General features: G+C 47.0%; 16 protein-coding genes and 2 riboswitches. Of the genes, 1 reads left to right on the plus strand and 15 read right to left on the minus strand.

The window, feature by feature from the left end; all coding sequences use genetic code 11:
* Window positions 1-45: 45 nt before the first annotated feature.
* The 10 genes from purB to SB24_RS06485 all read right to left on the minus strand — a co-directional run bounded on the left by purB (window position 46) and on the right by SB24_RS06485 (window position 9073).
* Window positions 46-1338 carry an adenylosuccinate lyase gene (purB, locus tag SB24_RS06440; protein WP_007408896.1) on the minus strand — a complete coding sequence of 431 codons (1293 nt, stop codon included), beginning with the start codon at window positions 1336-1338 and terminating at the stop codon, window positions 46-48.
* Entirely contained in the window at window positions 1338-2519 is a 1182-nt protein-coding gene (gene purK / locus SB24_RS06445; protein WP_052250228.1) for a 5-(carboxyamino)imidazole ribonucleotide synthase, read from the minus strand. The genes purB and purK overlap by 1 nt, the downstream gene beginning before the upstream one ends.
* Window positions 2473-2961 carry a 5-(carboxyamino)imidazole ribonucleotide mutase gene (purE, locus tag SB24_RS06450; RefSeq protein ID WP_007609846.1) on the minus strand — a complete coding sequence of 163 codons (489 nt, stop codon included), beginning with the start codon at window positions 2959-2961 and terminating at the stop codon, window positions 2473-2475. The genes purK and purE overlap by 47 nt, the downstream gene beginning before the upstream one ends.
* Before the next feature lie 133 nt (window positions 2962-3094).
* Window positions 3095-3196, minus strand: a riboswitch (purine riboswitch).
* A gap of 78 nt (window positions 3197-3274) precedes the next feature.
* A complete protein-coding gene (locus SB24_RS06460) occupies window positions 3275-3472 on the minus strand; it encodes an NETI motif-containing protein (RefSeq protein ID WP_003155772.1) in 198 nt (65 codons plus the stop codon).
* Window positions 3469-4023, minus strand: coding sequence for a DUF2179 domain-containing protein (locus SB24_RS06465; protein WP_007408893.1), 555 nt, complete (start codon window positions 4021-4023; stop codon window positions 3469-3471). Before SB24_RS06465 ends, SB24_RS06460 begins: the two co-directional genes overlap by 4 nt.
* Before the next feature lie 121 nt (window positions 4024-4144).
* The gene (locus SB24_RS19480) at window positions 4145-4318 is read right to left on the minus strand and encodes a Fur-regulated basic protein FbpA (RefSeq protein ID WP_076982879.1); all 174 of its coding nucleotides are present in this window, start codon (window positions 4316-4318) and stop codon (window positions 4145-4147) included.
* 138 nt (window positions 4319-4456) lie between these two features.
* Window positions 4457-5239: a hypothetical protein gene (locus SB24_RS06470; protein ID WP_015416966.1), complete on the minus strand. Its 783-nt coding sequence runs from the start codon at window positions 5237-5239 to the stop codon at window positions 4457-4459.
* Window positions 5240-5436: 197 nt separating this feature from the next.
* Window positions 5437-6759 (minus strand): NCS2 family permease, encoded by a 1323-nt coding sequence (locus SB24_RS06475; protein WP_007408891.1) that lies wholly within the window; start codon window positions 6757-6759, stop codon window positions 5437-5439.
* 131 nt (window positions 6760-6890) lie between these two features.
* Window positions 6891-6992, minus strand: a riboswitch (purine riboswitch).
* Window positions 6993-7115: 123 nt separating this feature from the next.
* On the minus strand, window positions 7116-8558 hold the full coding sequence (locus SB24_RS06480; RefSeq protein WP_039252481.1) for a DUF4179 domain-containing protein: 1443 nt from the start codon (window positions 8556-8558) through the stop codon (window positions 7116-7118).
* Window positions 8540-9073 carry a sigma-70 family RNA polymerase sigma factor gene (locus SB24_RS06485; protein ID WP_033574951.1) on the minus strand — a complete coding sequence of 178 codons (534 nt, stop codon included), beginning with the start codon at window positions 9071-9073 and terminating at the stop codon, window positions 8540-8542. The genes SB24_RS06480 and SB24_RS06485 overlap by 19 nt, the downstream gene beginning before the upstream one ends.
* A 317-nt stretch (window positions 9074-9390) precedes the next feature.
* On the opposite strand from SB24_RS06485, the gene SB24_RS06490 reads away from it, so the two are divergent.
* The gene (locus SB24_RS06490; RefSeq protein ID WP_015416963.1) at window positions 9391-10158 is read left to right on the plus strand and encodes a GNAT family N-acetyltransferase; all 768 of its coding nucleotides are present in this window, start codon (window positions 9391-9393) and stop codon (window positions 10156-10158) included.
* A gap of 184 nt (window positions 10159-10342) precedes the next feature.
* Here SB24_RS06490 and guaA read toward each other — a convergent pair whose 3' ends face one another.
* From guaA to SB24_RS06515, 5 genes are all read right to left on the minus strand, one after another.
* Window positions 10343-11884 carry a glutamine-hydrolyzing GMP synthase gene (guaA, locus tag SB24_RS06495; RefSeq protein ID WP_007408887.1) on the minus strand — a complete coding sequence of 514 codons (1542 nt, stop codon included), beginning with the start codon at window positions 11882-11884 and terminating at the stop codon, window positions 10343-10345.
* A gap of 163 nt (window positions 11885-12047) precedes the next feature.
* Window positions 12048-14255, minus strand: coding sequence for a DUF4129 domain-containing transglutaminase family protein (locus tag SB24_RS06500; protein ID WP_039252484.1), 2208 nt, complete (start codon window positions 14253-14255; stop codon window positions 12048-12050).
* Window positions 14256-14273: 18 nt separating this feature from the next.
* Window positions 14274-15458, minus strand: coding sequence for a DUF58 domain-containing protein (locus SB24_RS06505; RefSeq protein WP_039252488.1), 1185 nt, complete (start codon window positions 15456-15458; stop codon window positions 14274-14276).
* Window positions 15458-16420, minus strand: a complete 963-nt coding sequence (locus SB24_RS06510; protein ID WP_039252491.1) for an AAA family ATPase — start codon at window positions 16418-16420, stop codon at window positions 15458-15460. Before SB24_RS06510 ends, SB24_RS06505 begins: the two co-directional genes overlap by 1 nt.
* 138 nt (window positions 16421-16558) lie before the next feature.
* A complete protein-coding gene (locus SB24_RS06515; RefSeq protein WP_039252494.1) occupies window positions 16559-17431 on the minus strand; it encodes a cation diffusion facilitator family transporter in 873 nt (290 codons plus the stop codon).
* Between the last annotated feature and the right edge of the window lie 29 nt (window positions 17432-17460).

Consider the following 17460-nt stretch of genomic DNA (forward strand, 5'->3'; position numbering starts at 1 on the left):
ATTCAATCTATAGCGGCTGAAGAAGCCGCCTCCGGCTGGCTTCTTCTATAAACCTAAACGCTCAAAGATCAAGTCGACGTTTTTCAAATGATAATTGTAGTCAAAGCAATCGGCAATCTGTTCCGGTGTGAGACGGGACGTGATTTTTTCCTCCGCTTCGACAAGCTGGCGGAACGGCACTTGTTTTTCCCACGCTTCCATCGCTTTCGGCTGAACCGTGTCATATGCTTCTTCACGAGGCAGACCCGTGTCGATTAAAGCAAGCAGCACGCGTTGAGAATAGATCAAACCGAGTGTGCGGTCCATGTTGCGTTTCATATTTTCCGGGAATACCGTTAAGTTTTTGACGATATTGCTGAATCGGTTCAGCATGTAATTCAGCGCGATTGTCGCGTCAGGAAGAATGATGCGCTCAGCTGATGAATGAGAAATATCACGCTCATGCCATAACGGTACATTTTCGTATGCCGTCAGCATGTACCCGCGGATCACGCGCGCCATGCCCGTCATATTTTCCGACCCGATCGGATTCCGTTTATGAGGCATAGCCGATGAACCTTTTTGTCCTTTAGCAAAAAACTCTTCCACTTCACGTGTTTCACTCTTTTGCAGACCGCGGATTTCCACTGCGAATTTTTCAATGCTCGTCGCGATCAAAGCCAGTGCCGCCATGTAATCCGCATGTCGGTCGCGCTGTAATGTCTGAGTGGAAATCGGCGCCGCTTTCAGGCCGAGTTTTTCACAGACATACTGCTCTACGAACGGATCAATATTTGCATATGTGCCGACCGCGCCGGAAAGCTTCCCGACTTCGATCCCTTCTTTTGCCTGCTTGAAACGTTCAAGGTTGCGTTTCATTTCTTCGTGCCAAAGCGCGAGTTTCAGGCCGAATGTCGTCGGTTCCGCGTGTACGCCGTGCGTGCGGCCCATCATGACCGTGTATTTATGTTCTTTCGCTTTTTCTTTTATAATGTCAACAAATCTCTCAATGTCCTTGAGCAAGATCTCATTCGCCTGTTTTAATAGATAGGAAAGAGCGGTATCCACGACATCTGTTGACGTCAGGCCGTAGTGAACCCATTTTCTTTCTTCGCCTAATGATTCTGAAACCGCGCGGGTGAATGCAACGACGTCATGACGCGTATCCTGCTCGATTTCCAAAATGCGGTTGATGTCGAAAGACGCGTTTTCGCGCATGACTTTGACGTCTTCTTTCGGAATGACGCCAAGCTCAGCCCAGGCTTCACAGGCTAAAATCTCGACTTCCAGCCATGCCTGGTATCTGTTTTCGTCCGTCCAGATCGCGGACATTTCAGGTCTTGAATAACGTTCGATCATTATGCTCGTCCTCCGTCTCTTTTCATCCATATGTTCGTGATGTCCTGAATCCATGTTTCATCAGGCTTCCGCAAAAATGTCATATGCCCCATTTTGCGGCCTTTTTTAATCTCATGTTTTCCGTACAGGTACAGTTTGGCTTCCTTTAAAAGCTCCGTATGCTCCTCCGCAAGCTTCACTTCATCACCGAGCAGATTCACCATCATTCCCGGTTTGAGAAGATCGGTTCTGCCGAGAGGAAGTCCGCAGACCGCTCTGATATGCTGTTCGAATTGGCTCGTTTCACAAAGGTCGAGCGTATAATGCCCGGAATTGTGAGGACGCGGCGCCAGTTCATTAATCAAAAGGTCTCCGTCTTCCGTGACGAACATTTCCACCGCAAGCGGCCCGACAAGTTCCAATTTCTCCGCGAGCTGAACGGCAAGCGCCTCTGCCCGCTTCTGAACCGTTTCCTCCGCTCTCGCGGGCACGATGCTTTGGAACAGAATATTATTTTTGTGGATATTTTCAGCAGCAGGAAAGGTTGAAATCTCACCGTGTACCGATCTCGTCACGATAACGGAAAGCTCCATCCGGAACGATACCCAGCTTTCCAGTATGCACGTGCCGTTTTCTAACAGCGCAGACGCTTCATCTGTCTGTCCTTCTTCCTTAATGACAAATTGGCCTTTGCCGTCATATCCGCCGCGGCATGTTTTCAGCACCGCCGGGAGCCCCAGTGCCTGAACGGCTTCCTCAAGCTCCCGTCCGCTGTTTACGATCCGATAAGGAGCGACTTGACAGCCTGCTGACTGGATCGCCTTTTTTTCCGTTTCCCTGTTTTGGGTGATGAGCAGCAGCTCGCTTCCCTGGGGAAGATATGCATGTTCTTTGAGCCAGTTGAGCGCCTCGTAATCGATATTTTCAAATTCGTACGTAATGATGTCACTGACTCCGGCCAATTTTTGAATCGCTTCACGGTCATTGTACTGGGCGGTAATCTCAATATCGGCGATCTGTCCGCAAGGCGAGTCTTTCACGGGATCGACGACAGCGACTTTATAGCCCATTTGTTTTGCGGCGACAGCCATCATTTTTCCGAGCTGTCCGCCTCCGATAATGCCGATGACGGCGCCGGGGTAAATCGTTTTTTTATCAGACAAGCTGATCACTGCTTTCCAGCACCGTTTGTTTTGTCGCATTTCTTCTCGCCTCTAGTTTATCCGCAATGTCGTCGTCAAATGCCGACAAAATTTGCGCGGCTAACAGACCAGCGTTCACTGCGCCCGCTTTCCCGATCGCCGTCGTCGCGACCGGCACGCCGCCTGGCATCTGTACGATAGACAGAAGAGAATCAAGCCCGTTAAGCGATTTTGTCTGAACCGGTACGCCGATCACCGGCAGCGTCGTTTTGGCCGCCGTCATTCCCGGCAGATGCGCCGCTCCTCCGGCTCCGGCAATAATGACTTTTAAGCCCCTGTCTCTGGCGCTTTCTGCATATTCAAACATCAAATCAGGCGTCCGGTGCGCGGATACCACCTGTTTTTCATAAGGAATGTGAAGTTCGTCAAGTATGTCGCATGCATGTTTCATTGTCTCCCAATCGGAGGTGCTTCCCATGATGATTCCTGCTAGCGGCTGCATTCTGTTCCCACCTTCTCATGCTTTGTTTTTCAGAAAAAAAAAGCCCGGCTTATATTGCAACTATGAGGAAGCAATACAAACCGGGCATGGCGCGCGTATCGTCAGTCGTTCGCTTCTGCGATATCCATGTCAGCTGTTTATCACTTTCCTGCATAGTCCGGCCGTTTACGGCAGCCGGGTAGAAACTTATGGGCCATATTCCCAAGATTATATGAGGTCGTGTTTTGATTTCATGTTTATCTTAACAACGGACTTAGATAATGTCAACGACATTATCGAACGATATAAAAATTCTTTCTTTTAATGTTCGTGTTTAGATCAATTTCCCTTCAAATACGATTTTTTTCCCGCAAGGAACGACTTGAATTGATCCATTTTCTTTCTTTTCTGTAAAGATCGGCTCTTCCATCCGCCGGACGGGCATATAGCCCTCTTCCTTCATTAAAGTGAGAATGGTGTCAATCGTTTCATGTTCCGTTACTTCAAACCGTTTCTTCTTTGGCTTTGTCATTCCTTAATTCTCCTCTTCTTCACTGCTTTCACCCAGAATCCGCCGTGGATCGCTTTCGGCTCAAAAGCGATGATAAACGCTTTTTCATCGAGCGTTTTAATCGTATCATACAGCTGAAGCTCATATTTGCGCGGCGTCAGAATCTGCATGGCGGTCCGGTCCCCTTCAAGGCCGCCCGCGACCCAGCTTGTGACTCCGTATCCTTTTTCCCGGAGCTGTTTCGGCAGGTCCAGATCAAGCTCTTTCGTAATGACGTTGACTGTTATGTAGCCGAGCGCCAGTTTTTCTTCAATTTTCATTCCCACTATGACGCCGAGGCCGTAGCCGAGCGCATAGGCAATGACGTTTTGAATTTGATTCAGATTGCCGAGCACGAGACTCAGGCCGGTTACATACACAAGGATTTCAATCGTACTGATGCCTGCGGCGAAATAGCGCTGTCCCTTTAATGTCAGAATCATCCTGATCGTAAAGAAAGAGACATATATAATGTTAATGATGAGAATAATGAGAACCATACCTATACTGTTGGATAAAATCGTCTGCATCATTGATTCCCCCTCCTCTGATAATTTGAAAAGCCAATCTTTCAATTAAGGATAGTTTACCCTCTTTTCATCATTTTCAAAAGAAAAAAAAGCCCGCCCCGCAAGGCAGACTTTCAAGCTCTTATCAGTGAAGATCGGCTTTTTTCAATCGTTTGACGGCTTCATATTCCTTCTCAAGTTCACTCAGCGTGTATCCGGACAGTTCCTGAACATGGTCTTGATAAAACCCTGAGCGGATCAGTTTTGTCCTCAGGTGCTGTTTTTTCCGATTAATGGCTTCTCGCAACAACGGGGCCATCTTCATCATCCCTTTCCGAATCATAAAGAGTAGTGCCGCTTTCGAATTGCTGTTGCTCCCATCATATATCGGACGGCTTTTCAAAACAACACGCTTTATTAGAAATATTTGTAAACATTGTGAAAGACAAATTTCGACTTATAAAGGGATCAGCGAAGCAGTAAAGTACTCTGAAATAAGCGGCCATGTCACAGCCGTAAAAACGAGCATGATGATGACCGCCGCGGAAATACAGTACATCACGTCAGCCGCAGGCTTTTCAGCCGATTTGTATAGAATCTGCACAAACTGCACCATCGCCGAGGCGGCCAGAAACAAGGTCAGCGCCGTAAACACCACGGTGATGACCGGCAGATTCAATATCGCGAAAATCATCCACACGATAGAGCAGGCGACAGCCGGAACCAAAAGTGATCCGACCCCCGCGGCCGCATCCCGCATCGTGATTTTCTGTTTCATCATATAACGTGATACAAGCCAGACCGCGCCGGCCGCAGCGGCAAAAAAGACGAGCGTATACACGAGAACGACGGTAAAACCGTCAAAAAACGTATGATGCCGCTCTCCGTATCCGAGAGGCCTTTGCTGGCTTGCCCTCAGCTGAAACCAATTTCCGATTGAGAAAAAGATACTGAATACAAGCATTGAAATAAGAGCATATTTAAAGCGGGAAAAGCCGTCTTCCCCAACGACCTTCACCGGTGATGTCAAAATGCGCAGCGCGAAACGGCAATAACGTTTAACCGCGGCCCATGCAGAAGCGAGTTTTTCCGTAAAAGCCGGAGCCGGGCGCCGTTCCTTATCTTTTTTCTTTTGCTTTTGATAACGTCCCGCATTTCTGGACATTCTCGACAGCGGTTCTTCATCAGTCCCCTGATGCTGTTTTTCTTCTTCCAACGTTTCTTTTCTTTCTTCCGTCATGTCAGCAACTCCTATCAAAAAAATACGGCGGAATTTGTTAAACAAGAAAATAAAACACTTATATAAGGTACCGAAGCGTCCTCAAACAGTCAAGCGGTTTTCTTCACCCGGACACCCACATGACGTTTTATAGTATGTATTGGTTTTACGGAATAGGACAAAAACAAAAAACCGGCTGTCCTCAGCCGGTTTTTCCGTTATTTCAAGAAGATGAAATACAGGATAAAGATGACGAACAGCCCGTACATAATCGGGTGAACGCTTTTTCCTTTTCCTTTGCAGATCATTGTAATCGGGTAAAATATAAAACCGATCGCAATCCCCGTCGCAATGCTGTACGTCAGCGGCATCATAATCATTGTTAAAAATGCCGGCACAGCCACCTCGAATTTATCCCAGGCGATCTTACCGAGCGGCGCCACCATCAGCGCGCCGACAATAATTAAAGCCGGAGCCGTCACATTCGTGGTGACAACTGACAGAAGCGGCGAGAAAAACATCGCCAGCAAAAAGAGAATGCCCGTCACAACAGCCGCGAAGCCGGAGCGCGCCCCCGCCGCAACGCCTGAGCTGGATTCAACATAAGAAGTCGTTGTAGACGTACCGAGTACGGCTCCGATAACGATTGATGTTGAATCCGCCAGAAGCGCTCTTCCCGCACGCGGAAGTTTGTTTTCCTTCATCAGCCCGGCCTGTGTCGCTACAGCTACCAGCGTACCGGCCGTATCAAAAAACCCGACGAACAGGAACGTTAAAATGACAATCAGCATTTGGACGGAGAAGATATCCGGAAGATGCATCCACGCCTGTCCGAAAGTCGGCGCAAGACTCGGCACGCTGCCGACAATGTGCGTCGGAACCGGAATCAGTCCGCAGACCATGCCGGCAACCGCCGTCAGAAGCATTCCGATAAATACGCCGCCGTTTACGCGAAGCACCATCAGAATGACCGTCACAATAACACCGAAAACCGTCAGCAGCACAGGGCCGCTGTGAATATTGCCGATAGACACCAAAGTCGATGAGTTCGCTTCAATAATGCCCGAACCCTGCAAACCGACAAATGTGATAAACAAACCGATACCCGCGCCGACCGCCAATTTCAGCTCAGGCGGAATCGCATTAATGATTTTTTCCCGCAATCCCGTCAGCGAAAGCGCCACGAAAATAATTCCGGAAATTAAGACGCCGGAAAGCGCAGCCTGCCATGAAATCCCCATGCCGAGGACGACAGAGAAAGCAAAAAACGCATTTAATCCCATACCCGGCGCAATCGCGATCGGATACTTTGCAATGAGCCCCATTAAAATACAGCCCGCCGCAGATGCCAGCGCTGTAGCGGTGAACACCGCGCCCTGATCAATTTTTAATGCTTCGGGAAATCCTTTCACACCGTTTAAAGACAATGTCAGCGGATTGACGAACAGAATGTACGCCATTGACAAAAAGGTCGTTAAACCGCCGATGATTTCATTACGATAGCTTGTCCCCAGCTCATCAAACTGAAAAAATTGCTTCAAGCCAATTGCCTCCTTCATTCTCTCCCATTTATTCTGCCCGTTATCCGCCAAATAAAAAACGCCCCAAATACATTTGGGACGCTTGACTACATACGTTCAGTCTGAATAAATAAGAATGGATTATTTATATCAAACGATTGAGATTGATCCGTAGTCAAGCCATTTACGGTAGCTTGGTAGAAACTTGCGGGCCATATCCCCGCCATTATACGATATCTGCATATTTGATTTCTGAGTCTATTGTATCAATTCAATTTTGAAAACTCAATAAAAAAAACGAACAATCCCGTTAAAAAAATTTGGTTTATTCGTTAATTGACCAAAAATGGAAGACAGCAAAAGCCGCCTTCCAGACATCATTTTCCGTCCGCAGGCCGAACCGGCACCGCGAATGTGATTCCGCTGTCACCTGCTAAAATGTTCATGGCCGTTTGATTGACGTACAAAGCGTATGAATCGAATGAGAAACCGCGCAATGAATAATCTTTATCGGATGAATCATCCAATTCAAAAACGGATTCCATTTCACCCGTTTTAAGATTCGTGACTTTCGCCTTATTTCCTTTCAGATAATAGCCTTTTTCATACTCATCAACTGATTGCCAGGTTTTCATTTTTTTCGTATTGCCGAGACCGATTGACTCACCGACATTGATCAGCTGATCTTTATCCGTTTTGCTTACATCAATTCCGCTGAATTGATAATCGACGATCACCCGTCTGCCTTGCTGTTTGATCTTTTTGACGGTAATGCCGACATGATGATGTTTCGTTTCATAACTGACAGGCAGTTTTGTTTTCAGAGGCACGATTTCTCCCGGCTCTGATTCTGATTTTAAATTACCCGTTATGAAAAGTGTTTTCGCTTTCGGGTCTATCGGTTTGCTGAATTGAGTTTGGCCGCGTATTCTTTTCCCGCCTCCGGGAAGATTCTTTCTGCCGCCAAGTTCAATATTCGACATCGTCATTTCATAATGGTTTCCTGCATCATCCGTTGCTTCGTCAATCGAGATGGCATCATTTTTAGCTGCATCTTGAAAGTCGATAGAATACAGGAGAGCCGATCCCATCGTTCCGTTTTCCGCCCGGATATCGAAAAAGCGGTATAATCCGTGATTTACATTCACAGCTTTCGTTCCTTCAAGAGAAACGGACTTTTGTTTTTTGATCGGAAGTGTAAAGCGCCAGTTTCCGGGGATATCCTTGATTTGTGTAATGACAAGCGGAAGCTTATCACCGTCTTTCAGCTTTGAGCCGTCCGTGAACAGGCGAAGCTGCCCCGCGTACCGCCCGTCTTTCATTTTTTTCATGTCACTGCTGTCATAATCCTCCGCTAACATATTCCGTGGATCTTTATAATCAACTTGAAAAGAGATGCTTTCCTCATCTGATTTCAAATTGTCAACGGTAAAATTGTAAACGAGCTGTCCGCTGTCGTAATACACACTTTTCACTGTCACCGTAATCCCGCGTGATTCCGCTTTCTCATTCAGTTTTGTCACCAAATTGCTTTTAAACAGCGCAGAACCTGCCTTATCCTGAAACAGACTGTAAATTTGTCCGGCAACAGGAATGTTTCCCATAGCCGTGTTAACGGAGGGCATGAATAAGCCTGAGGACAGATACAGAATAAACAAAGCAGCAGCAACCGCGAGGCCGTTTATCACTTTTCGTCCCCATCTCCGTCTGACGGCGCCTTCTTTTCCGGCACGGACAGCAGCGCTGTGTATCACGTTTTTCAATTCATCTTTCGGCACGTCAATGTCCTGATACAATTGCTTCATTTGATGCTTTTCCATATATGTTTATCCTCCTTTTCCAGTTCCTGCTTCAATGCTTTTCTCGCCCTGTGCAGATGCGTTTTTACAGTGCCTTCCGCCATTCCGGTCTGTTCAGCGATCATAGCAATCGAGAAATCTTGAAAATAATAAAGCTGAATGGTCAGCTGTATATGTTCGTCAAGGGTTTCCAGGGCATTCCGAAGATCTATGTATTCTTCAATGTTCTTATTCTCCGCGCGCGTATCATGTTGCGGCTCAAACGGAATGACGTCTCCGTGCTTTTTCCTCATTGCAAAAATCGTATGAAGCAGAATCCGGATCAGCCACGTTTTAAAATATTTCGGCTCCTTCAGCTGCGCGATATGCAGAAAAGCCTTATAAACCGTTTCCTGCACTGCGTCCAGCGTATCTTCCTTGTGATGCAAATAGAGATAAGCTGTTTTATATAAAGTCTCCTGATGAGCTGTGATCAGTTTTTCAAAGGCTGCGGCATCACCTTTTTTCGCCTTTTTGATCAATCGTTCTTCCTTCACCTTATCCACCTCCTATGCTGTTAGATATGAATCAGGGCAAAACGGTTTCAAAAAGATGAAAAAAAACGCCTCTTTTTTAAAAGAGACGTTTTTTTCTTCATTTATTCCCATTCAATGGTATTAAAACATTATAAGAATTAATTTATTGAATATCAAGCCTTTTGGGGTTTGTAGTTCCTTGATTTAGAAGTTACCATTAAAAATATTGCTCCCCCGTGTTCTGAATATTATGGGAGGGGGTAAATACTGTGATTTATTGTTTTAGTTGACCTTATAATAAAAAAAGCGCACTAAATCGAATTGAAAGGTGCAAAAACATGATTACAAATCAACAATTAGTCATAAACAATTTGGAAGAAAAATTAAAATCATTTACCCATACAGTTAGCGGAGAGCTTACAAAGGAAGAAGATTTCATCATAGCAAATACAAAAATTCCTACTGATACATTTAATGTAGTATTGCCGAAATCTCCAAATATCAAAAATACAGTTAAGATCAGACATGGAATCGATAATTTTTCATATAAAAAATATCCCTTTAGTATTTGGATTGATGCTCAGTATTTAACTGAGGATTGGACAAAACTTATACAAGAATATGATCTAAAAGAAGCGGAACGTAATGTAATGATGAAACTTGAAAATACTCTTAATGTTGGGCAAAGAATTTCCCATCAGCTTATGATTACTGCTGTGAAAAATGATGAAGAACTTTTAAAATATACAGACATATTCACGAGCTTATTTGAGGGTACACCAGAAAAAGATGCACTAGAAAGTTATTTTAATACGTTTTCACAAGTAAAATTAGGTTCAGAAGTTCAGATGTTTATTGGATGCATAGATGAAATGCCTGTAACTACCGGTTTATTAATAGAAACCAAAGATAGCTATGGTATTTATGATGTGATGACAAAAGAAACATTTAGAGGTAAAGGAATTGGCAGTGAAATGTTTCAATTTCTTCTAAAGCAAACAAAGGATAAACAAAAACCAGTTGTATTACAGGCTTCAGAGGATGGAAAAAATATCTATAAGCGATTTGGATTTATAGATGTCGGAGAAATGGTTGTATTTGAATAGAGGGTTTCTTTAATTTGCTTAATTTGAACAAACTTTATTCTAAAACAACATTAATTATTATCCCATTGTGGAATACTTTTTCTTTAAAATTCACGGTTCAATTAATAATATTGGATCAATTGTTGCTATAAAAGAAAAAAGAGCTTAGAACCCTTATAAACCAAGGATTCTAAGCTTCTTTTGACTATTCCCACTCAATCGTTGCAGGCGGCTTGCTCGTAATGTCATACACGACGCGGTTGATGTGTTTCACTTCGTTGACGATCCGTGTCGAAATCACTTCAAGCACATCCCAAGGGATACGCGCCCAGTCAGATGTCATGCCGTCAATTGATGTTACGGCACGGATACCGATTGTGTAATCATACGTTCTCGCATCTCCCATGACGCCGACGCTGCGGATGTCAGGAAGAACCGTGAAGTACTGCCAGATGTCGCGCTCAAGGCCGTGGTTCGCCACTTCTTCACGCAGAATCGCGTCTGATTCACGAACGATCTCAAGTTTTTCTTCCGTTACTTCGCCGAGTACGCGGATGCCAAGTCCAGGGCCCGGGAACGGCTGACGCCATACGATATCATCCGGAAGGCCGAGCTCTGTGCCGAGCGCGCGCACTTCGTCTTTGAAAAGGGTGTTCAGCGGCTCGATCAGTTCAAACTGCATATCTTCAGGAAGTCCGCCGACATTGTGATGCGATTTGATCGTTTGCGCCGTTGCAGTACCGCTCTCGATAATATCCGTGTAAAGCGTTCCTTGCGCAAGGTAATCGATGCCTTTCAGCTTGTCCGCTTCATCATCAAACACGTAAATGAATTCGTTGCCGATGATTTTGCGTTTTTGCTCAGGATCAGAAACACCTTTCAGCTTGTTTAAGAATCTGTCTTTCGCATCAACTTTAATGACATTCATATTAAAGCCTTCGCTGAACGTTTTCATGACGCCTTCAGCTTCGCCTTTACGAAGCAGGCCGTGATCGACGAAAATACAAGTCAGCTGGTCGCCGATCGCTTTATGAATTAAAGCAGCCACAACAGAGGAATCAACACCGCCGCTTAGCGCGCAAAGAACCTGCTTGTCTCCGACTGTTTCACGGATTTTTTGCATTTCGATTTCGATAAAGTTTTCCATTGACCATTTGCCTTCACAATCGCAAACGCCGAATACAAAGTTTTTCAGAAGATCATTGCCGTATTCAGAGTGGCGCACTTCCGGGTGGAACTGAACGCCGTACCAATTCTTGTCCGCTTTGCTCATCGCTGAATTCGGACAGTGATGGCTTGTTGCGTCAACAGTGAAGCCTTCTGGAACTTCTACAACCAAATCGCCGTGGCTCATCCAGACAACTTGTTCTTCCGGAAGATCTTTGAACAAGTCAGGAGTTCCTTGAATCTGAATGTTGGCTTTTCCGTATTCGCGCTGGCTTGCCGCCTCGACTTTTCCTCCGAGATAATGAGTCATCAGCTGCATGCCGTAGCAGATGCCTAATACAGGAATATCGAGTTCAAAGATTTTTTCGTCACAGCGGAAAGATCCTTCATCATATACACTGTTCGGTCCGCCTGAAAGGATAATTCCTTTTGGATTCATTTCTTTGATTTCCTCAGCTGTCAACGTATGGGGGTGCAGCTCGCTATATACGCCAAATTCACGGATCCGGCGGGTAATCAGCTGGTTATACTGACTGCCGAAATCAAGAACAAGAATCATTTCATTCACTAACTTCGTCATGGTTGTCACCTAATCTCCTCTAAGTTTTTGACACAGAAAAAACGGAGGACACACGTTCAGCCCTCTGTCGCGCAAGACTTGTACGGAAGCCCGGCTTTTTAACGCTCCCGGGCTCCCATTTAACATTCATTTATTCTAACAACAGGACGATATGCGGTCAAGACTATCTTGTTTTAATTATATTTTCCCACAACTGTCCCGATTCATTCCAAAGCTTTGCGGCATTATCGCTGCGGTATAACGCACGCTCATAGCGCAGCGTCAGCTCGGACATGTCGTTTGTATGGTGCGCCTCGTCAACCCTCGCGGCAAAATCGCGCAGCGTTTCTCCGTCTCCCCTGCTGTACCCTTTTCGTTTCAGCTGGCGGAGCAGCGCGGCATATGCGTCGAAAAAGACGTCTTCATCCGTACGCCGCTTCAATCTGGCTGCTGTAACGTGCGGAATCCAGCGCGCCCGGAACAGCCAGGCGAGTGCCGCCGCGGCTGAAATCACGATGACGATGGCTGCATACGGCCACAGCTGTGCCGCGGTTTTGTTGCGGATCACAGGCTGCGGTGCCGCGCTGTGATCCCGCTTTTTCGGCTTTTCCTCTTTTTCCGGCTTTGTTTCCTGACGCTGCTTGTCAGACGGTTCATCCGAATTTCCCGCTGAGCCTCCGCTGTCTTTTGCCGCGGTATGATTTTGCTCTGACGTAAACTCCGTCGGATTGGTGAAGCCTTTTGTCGGCTCAAACGTCACCCAGCCCTGATCGGGAAAATACACTTCCACCCACGAATGGGCGTTGTTGTTTGTGACTTCATAAATGTGGCCGTTATGGTCGCCTGCCCCTTTATATTCGCCGGATGTATAGCCCTTCACCCAACGGGCGGGGATTCCCGCAGAGCGGAGCAGCACAGCCATTGCCGATGAAAAGTTATCACAATATCCTCTTTTCGTTTCAAACAGAAATTGATCGACATAATCCTGATTGTGCTCCGGAACCGCGACATCCTGCGTATTATACGAAAATGCGGAAGATCCGAGATAATCCTCGATCGCCTTCGCTTTATCGAACATATTATGATGATCCCGCGTCAGTCTGTCCGCAAGCTGTCTCACTCTTTTCGGAAGGCTGTCGGGGACCTGTAAATACCGGTCATTGAATTGATTCTGCTCACGGTATCGTTTCACTTTCACTTTTCTGAGATCATTCAGCTTAAAGACGGGCGCCTGAAAAGTCACCGTGTACCGTCCCATATTGCGGATGTTGCCCACTTGTTCACTGACCGGCGTAATTTGCTCGGTGTTTCCGTTCATTTCAAGCTGAATCGAGTGCTTCGGTTTAATATTGGAGACGCCGATCGGATACATGACGTGATTATAGAGATAATTTTCATCAATGGACACCTGTGCCGTATACCGTCTCGTCTGCACACTCCGGTCAAACCATATATCTTCCACGTTGCCGCCGTTCAGTTTATAGGACATGCCCTGATCGGTCTCCACCCAGCCTTTTCCCGTGTATGTATCCTTCGTTTCCACCCGGAAGTACGCCCGTTCTTTTCCCTTCCATGTGAAAACCGGCGTATCATCCTGCTGAAAAGGGCCGCCCAATGTTTCATCATGATTGCCGTAGCCGATTTTGCTTTCGGCGGCGGGCACTTCCTTGTGGTTTGTTATTTTTTTAAGAAACGGCACGGGGTCCGGCCAGTTCGGGTCTGATTTCGGAGCCGCCAGACCGAACACGACGGAAGCGCAGATAAACAGCATCAGCGGCAGAAACCATTTGAGTATCAATCTTTTTTTAAACGCTATGTGTTCCGTAAGCCGGATGCGCTCCATATACAAAAGCCCCATCATCAAAAAGCCGATAAAGACGATCCGGATGACGGCGTACGCGGCATCATAAGGAGTAAACGTATCAAGCACGGTGATATACGCCACCGTCATGATAAAAAAGAATAATATTTTCCGCTGATAGATCACCCAGTAATGCAGCAAATACACGAGCAGCCATAAAAGCACAAAAAACAGCAATGTGCGGAATGACGGATTCATGTCATTCCATCTTCCGGACCCGATGTGGCGGGCATTTTGCATCACGTCCCGCAAAAAAGAAACGAGCCATTCCGGCTGAAAAACCGAACCTTTATAAAACAGGATGTGAATACTGATCAACGTAAACAGAATGCAGGACGGCACGGTGACGTACCACCTCATCCGGAAGAATGACAGCAGAAATGCCAAACCGATAAAAACGATGAAAAAACCGGTATGTTTTGTATCTGTAAAATTGTGCAGCGGCCTGAGCCATTCCCATAACAATAAAAAAGCGAGAAAATAAAACAGCAGCAGACTCAGCCTGCTTCCCTGGTTCTCGTCATGCGGCATGGCGCGCCACCTCTCTTTCTAAACAACATGGGACACCCGTTTGTCCCTGATCATTTGCACCTTAATATTTTTTTGAGCGAAGATGAGAGCGAGTTTCCGTTCTTTCTCCGAAAGCGCGGCATTCGTTTCTTTCGCCAAAAACACCGTCATGTCAGCACGGCCGGGCTCAGCCTGTTTGAGAAGGTCTTCTGTAAGACTGCCCGTCACGACGGCAATGGAAGCTTTGCGGACGCGCGGATCCGCCAGCTCTTTTCCTAAACGCCCGCCTGCATCGGCTTCTTCCGATTCTGAAGCTGATGCCAGGTAACGCAGCATCTTTCTGAAATGCCGGTCTCCCTCCCGGACGGGAAATACGGTCCGGTCGCTCCCCAATGAAATAAATCCTGCGGGAGAGCCCTTCACAAGCGCCGTGTAAAGCAGGGATGCCGAAGCTGATACCGCGGCTTCAAACGATGGGGACGGCCTGCAGTCCAAAAGGAGAGTCATATTCACACTCTGCAGCGGGTCAAATTCCTTCGTCATCAGCTCATTTCGCCGCGCTGATGTTTTCCAGTCAAGTGCGGAAAACCGGTCGCCCGGCTGATAATTTCTGACGCTCGCAGCCATTGCGGAGCGGTGTACCTGAAACGGAGCGCCGGCAGCCGCCCCCTCTTCTCCGGATGCGGCCTGCGGCTTATAGTGAACAGACCCGTACGCCGGGAAAACCAGAACCGTATCCGTAACGGAAAACGACGCCGTCTTGTCCAAAAGCCCGAGAACATCTCCCGTCCGCACTCTTATCGTATGTAAATGATGCTCTCCGCGCGGCACCTGCGGCAGCTCATATTGTAACGTCAGCTTCCTTTGAAACCACGGAAACACGAGCTGTTTCGCACTGCGCCTCTCGCCAAGCGTTTCCGGCATCACATCTTCAATGACCATATATGTCAGCGGAAACGGCAGGCGCCTCGTCAGCCTGATGGTGACAGACAGCCTGTCGCCTGAGGTTAACTGGGCGGAGGACACGTCACGCGTCACCTGAAACGCCCGCAGCGGGTACACAGCGACCAGCCCGGCGTAAACGGTAAACGGCAAAAACGCATAAAATAAAAACCAGCTCACAAATCCGCCCTGAAACATGGCATAAGAAAAGACAGCCGCTGTCAGTACGGCCAACATAAGCAGCTTCCAGCCATATAGAAGCCAATGCATCTTCCTTCTCATTAGCGGACCGACATCCTTTGGACGGGCACTTTTTCCGTTTGCATGATGTCTTCTATAACCGCTTCCGGGGTCACATCGTTAAATTTCGCCTCGGCGGTCAAGATCATTCTGTGCGGCAGCGTATACGGAGCCAAATACTGGACGTCATCAGGAATGACGTAATCGCGGTCATGAAGCAGCGCGTACGCCTGCGCGGCTTTCATTAATGAGATTGAACCGCGCGGACTTACGCCCAGATGTACGGACGGATGCCGGCGGGTATGCTGAGTAATGCCGACGATATACGCTTTAATTCCATCATCCACCCGCACCTGCTCCAATTTTCGCTGAAGGCTGATAAACTGTTCTTTAGAAATGACGGGCTCGATTGTTTCAAGCGGATTGCGCCCTTCCTGCAAAGACAGAACTTGAAGCTCTTCCTCGGCAGTCGGATAGCCCATGCGCAGCTTAAATAAAAACCGGTCAAGCTGGGCTTCGGGAAGCGGATACGTTCCTTCATATTCAACCGGGTTTTGTGTGGCCATGACGAAAAACGGCTCAGCCAGCCGCATTGTCTTTCCGTCAATCGTAACATTCCCTTCCTCCATTGCCTCAAGCAGGGAAGACTGCGTTTTCGGAGAAGTTCTGTTAATTTCATCAGCCAGCACGATATTCCCCATGATCGGTCCAGGGCGGTATTCAAATTCCATCGTTTTCGTATTATAAATAGAGACACCCGTCACATCTGACGGCAGAAGATCCGGCGTGAACTGAATCCTCTTAAAGTCAGCTCCGATCAGCTTGGCCAAAGCGCGGACCATCATCGTTTTTCCGACTCCCGGCACGTCTTCCAGCAGCACATGCCCTTTTGCGAGAATGGCGGCCAGACTGAGTATGGCGATATCCCGTTTTCCTATGATGATGTTTTCAATATGCTCAACGGCTTTCTCCAGCAGCGGATGCAGCTCTTCTTTATAAGCCATTCTTCTCCTCCTAGTCATCTCTCAAATTTCAATTATCGTAACCTAACTTTACCACAAAATATAAACAGTATAAAAAAACGTTTCCAGCGAATTGTTTCCAGTCTGAAAAAGGAAAAAGCTCCCTTTAGAAAGGAAGCTTTATTTCAGCTGGAGAGGCTCCATATGAACGTGTGAATGGTCAATGGCATGTTCCTCTTTCATCTTGCGTTCTACCTCATTTGCGATCTCATGACTCTCTTTAATGTTCAGATCTGACGGCACTTCAATGACGACATCAATATGAACGGAGCTGCCCAGATATCTCGCTTTAATATCTTTTAAACGGCTGACGCCCGCAATCTGTTCAATCGTCTTTTTGTAATCAGAAATATGTTTGACATCAAAACCGTCAGTCAGCGAATGAGAGGATTCCTTAAAAATATCCCACGCGGTTTTGCAGATGATCAACCCGATGATAAACGCGGTAACCGTATCCACCCAAGCCAAATGGAACTGTGAAGCAAAAATTCCGATAAACGTGCCGATACTGACGAGCGCATCTGATTTATTATCAGCGGCCGCAGCTGAAAGGGCCTGGCTGTTTACCTTTTTGGCAAGCCCTTTCGTATAGCGGCAGACCATCAGCATCACGACGGCGCTCCCCGCGGCCGTCCAGGCGGCTATCATATCCGGCGTTTCCTCTTTAACGGAAAAAATAGATTGCGCGGCGCTGAACAGCACTTGCATTCCGACAAGCATCATAATAATGGAAGCGATGAGTGACGCGACGGTCTCCGCCCGAAAATGGCCGTAAGGATGATCTTCGTCAGGAGGTTTCTGAGAGATGCGCAAACCGATGAAAACAGCCGCAGATGCCGCGATATCAGTCGCATTATTTAAACCGTCGGCCTGAAGCGCTTCTGAGTGAAACAAATAACCGATCACAAGCTTCACAGCCGACAATGCCGCATATGCGCCAATACTGACAATCGCTCCGGTTTCGCCTTTTTTCAATTCATGATATCTCTCCACTGAAAATCCTCCTTCCCGTTCAATTTTTC

Source organism: Bacillus sp. Pc3 (genome assembly GCF_000815145.1).
GTDB lineage: Bacteria > Bacillota > Bacilli > Bacillales > Bacillaceae > Bacillus > Bacillus velezensis.